The sequence below is a fragment of the Corynebacterium tuscaniense genome (assembly GCF_008693065.1).
Taxonomy (GTDB): Bacteria; Actinomycetota; Actinomycetes; order Mycobacteriales; family Mycobacteriaceae; genus Corynebacterium; species Corynebacterium tuscaniense.
The window spans coordinates 1-3,413 of record NZ_VXKH01000104.1 but is presented as its reverse complement, the minus strand read 5'-3'; the positions used below and the strand labels follow the sequence as shown (position 1 = coordinate 3,413).

Below are 3,413 nucleotides of genomic sequence, written 5' to 3'. Positions count from 1 at the left end.
GCGCGCGCCGCATCAACGCCGCGCCCGCGAGTCCCACGACGGCCACCACCAGCGCAAGCCCGCCAAGCACCCACAGCACCGAGCTATTGCGCTTCTCCGCGTCTGTCTGCTCCCCCACATCCCCATCTGCACTCCTCCACGGCCCCTTGAACGTGGCCTGAGCTGCCTGCTGTGGGTCTGTGCCATCACCAACGGCAAAGCGCAGCACCTGCTCGTTGGTGTGCTCCACCCCATCCTTGTCCTTGACCACAACGCGAGCCCCAATGAGGTGCACGCCCGGTTTGGTAAACACCCAGTTGGCATGCGTGTGCGTGTTCAGTTCCACCCACATCGGCTGATTGCCAGCCAGGCGCGAGTTCCACAGCTGCTGCGGCTGGGAGAACCCGCCGGACTGCAGGAACAGGGAGAAATCTCCTTCACCCTCATGCCCACCGAATTCCAGGTTCACACCATGATCCGTGGTATCCACCACCTTCGGCGACTGCGTATTCCAGCCCAGCCACGGCACCCCCTGGACCTCATTCTGCGGGACCACCCACACGGTGTCCCCGCCTTTGGCCCCGGTGAAATCAAATTCATTGCCTTCCGGAAGCGTCTGCTGGGCTGCGTCCGACACATCAAAGACAACGTCTTCGAGGTGCCGCCATACCGGTGGTGCGATGGAATCATCCCGCACCATCAGCTGCATCTGCCCATCCACGTACAGTGGCCCAAGGTCTGCATGGCCAGCGGAAATCACAGCCTTCTCCCCCAACGGGGCAACCTGTTCACTGTCATCCACAACTTGCTGGAGCGCCGGGTCCTGGGCAGTGCCTTGGGCAAAAGCCGTGGGAGCGCCCGCAAGCATCACCCCGCTGAGCGCAGCCGCAGTGAGGTGAGTGGCGATGGTGGCACGAATTGTCATGGTTCTTCTTTCTTTTCAGGCTTCGGGGTCCGCAAGCCGGACCCCGAAGCGGATAGGCAGGAGGTAAGTGAATGAGCATTCGCCCGCATGAACTCGATGTAGGAATGCGCGTTTCCGGTCCCAGGCGGGTCCAGCGCATCGCCGCGGATCGTGCACACGGCCACACCGAGGCGCCCGGCAATTTCCTCGAGTTCGCTCGGGGCACTTTCCGCCCCCGGTTCCAAGAACACCGCTGGAACCCCGAGGTTTTCCAGGGTTCGTGTGAGCGCGATGATGTCGCGGGGGCTCGGCTCCACCGACGGATTCGGAGTGATGTAGCCGGCCAGATTGAGCCCGTAAGCATCCGCGAGGTAGCCGTATCCGTCATGGGTGGTCACCAGATTGCGGCGATCCTGCGGAATCTGCGCCAGGGTGCCTTTCACTTCGTCGTTAAGGCCATCGAGTTCTGCTAGATAGCTCTCCGCATTCGTGTTGTACTGCGCGCTGTGGCTCGGGTCCGCCGCGCTCAGCTCATCGCGCACAACCTTCACCACCGCCTTCACGGCCTCCACGTCGTGCCAGAAGTGCGGGTCAAATTCACCGTGGACGTGCTTGCCCAGCACGGCCTGTGGCAGCAGGTACGTTTCCTCGCCGGGGTTGCCCAAGAACCGGTATTCACGCCCCGCGGGCACTTCTTGCAGCGTCGCACTCGGCACAGCGATCACCGCGCGGTCATACGCATGGCTTATCGACGCCCCATCTGGCCCATCCCCCACCAACCCAACCGCGCCATGGTAGTCCGCCCCAAACTCAGCGGTGATATCCACGTGTCCACCGTTGAGCACGTCTGCCCCGGGCAACACCTCATGTGGGTTCACACCAACGGCAATGGTGAACGTCTGGTCTTTCAGCGGGGTCGGTTCAGCATTAATGTCCGGACGCGCCGTGGCCCCCACCCTGATGGTGTACACGCCTGGCTTGGAGAAGGCCCAGCTGACGTGGGTATGGGCGTCGATAGGCAGCGTCGTCTCATCCTTGCCATCCAATCCGTCCGCGGAATTGAACAGCACTTCCGGAGTACCGAACGTGCCCACGATGTACGCCGCCACCGTCCCGGGGCCGGCCACCTCCTTGAGAGCAATATCCGCCACTGCTGTCTTTGGCACCACGGCTTTGTCCTGCTCCGGAACCGCCACGCGCAGCCCCAACCAGGGCGCGTCCAGCCCGGCATCCTCGACGAGCAGCCGCGGCTGGAAACCATGGCGTTCTGCCTGCTCCGCCACGGGGATTACCCGTGCCCCTTCGGGTGTGGTTGTATCCACCGTGCGGATGAGTCGCTGGGGTTCCAACAGAAGACCATTAGTGAACACCACGTCCGCGTACGCAATATCGCGCACCGCGCGCAACCCTAACTCATAACTGTGCGCATCCGCCCCCGGCGGGATCAGCCCCGTCACCTGGGCGACATCACCGGCGACGTTGGAGACAATGTCCGCGAGTATGGACGTCGTTGCCACCACTTTCGCCTTGCCACCGTCTGCTTCCGTTGCCGTGCTATCCACCGCGCAGCCGGCGAGCGCGCCAATCAACCCCAACGCCACAATCACGCGGGGAACCATCAGCTTGTTCATCCGAAGATCTTCCGGGACAACCGCACCATGCCCGCACCAAAGACCAGAACGCCCAGGCCCAAGATGGCAAACGGAACCGTCATGATGGACATGCCTGTGTCAGCGAGGCTGCCGCCACCGCTGGCACCTGCTGCTCCAATCGCATCACCGCCCATCCCGCTCGCGGGAGCGGCGCCGCAGTTTCCTTGAGCGTCAAAGAGCGAACCGAAATCGAAGTGACCGCTATTGGCATTGCCTTGCCCACCCACAACAAAGGTCAGCGTGGCCGCGCCGGACACTGTCTGCCCGTCCTTCGTCTTTGCAGACTGCGCGATAGTCACCTTGTACGTGCCTGGCTTGCCGAACACCCAGGACGGATGTACGTGCGTGTTTGCCGGAATAGTGTGCGTGCCCTGCGCCTTGCCATCGGCTGCGCGGAACCACTCCTCGCCCACAATCTGGCCCAGACCACCTTGGGTGAACACGGCCATAGGTCCGGGCCCGTTGAATCCGGTGATCGTCCACGTCACCTCACCGGTCGTGTTCTCCACGAGTGACGGATGCTGCGTATTAGCACCCAACCACGGAACACCCGCCTGCTGGACAGAACCAATCATCCACACATCACCAGCCGGCACCGAACCAACCGACTGCGGCAGACGCGCCTTCGCCTCATTGCCGAGACCGAAGCTCAAACTCGCCGGGTCTTTCCACTGGGCTGGGGACGTCCTATCGTCCTTCACCCGCGGCACCAACCCGGGGGAGCACTTCTGGCCGGCCTGCGGTGCCTGTCCTGCGCCTGCGGCGGGTGCCTGCGACTTGCTCTGTGCTGGGGCCACGGGCGCACCCGCCGGCTGCGCGTTTGCTGAGCGGTTGTCCGCCAGCGGGGTTACGCCATTTCCAGCCGCGTTAGCCCCAGT

Annotated in this window: 3 protein-coding genes; all 3 read right to left on the bottom strand. The window is 63.3% G+C overall.

The window, feature by feature from the left end:
* A partial coding sequence (locus F4V54_RS10525) for a choice-of-anchor M domain-containing protein (RefSeq protein WP_150387105.1) occupies window positions 1-904 on the bottom strand: 904 nt, incomplete at its 3' end.
* Complete coding sequence (locus tag F4V54_RS10520) at window positions 901-2,514, bottom strand: anchored repeat ABC transporter, substrate-binding protein (protein WP_249041293.1); 1,614 nt, start codon at window positions 2,512-2,514, stop codon at window positions 901-903. The genes F4V54_RS10520 and F4V54_RS10525, both read right to left, overlap by 4 nt.
* Window positions 2,511-3,413: TIGR03773 family transporter-associated surface protein (locus tag F4V54_RS10515; RefSeq protein WP_211359485.1), on the bottom strand; the 903-nt coding region annotated here is incomplete at its 5' end. The genes F4V54_RS10520 and F4V54_RS10515, both read right to left, overlap by 4 nt.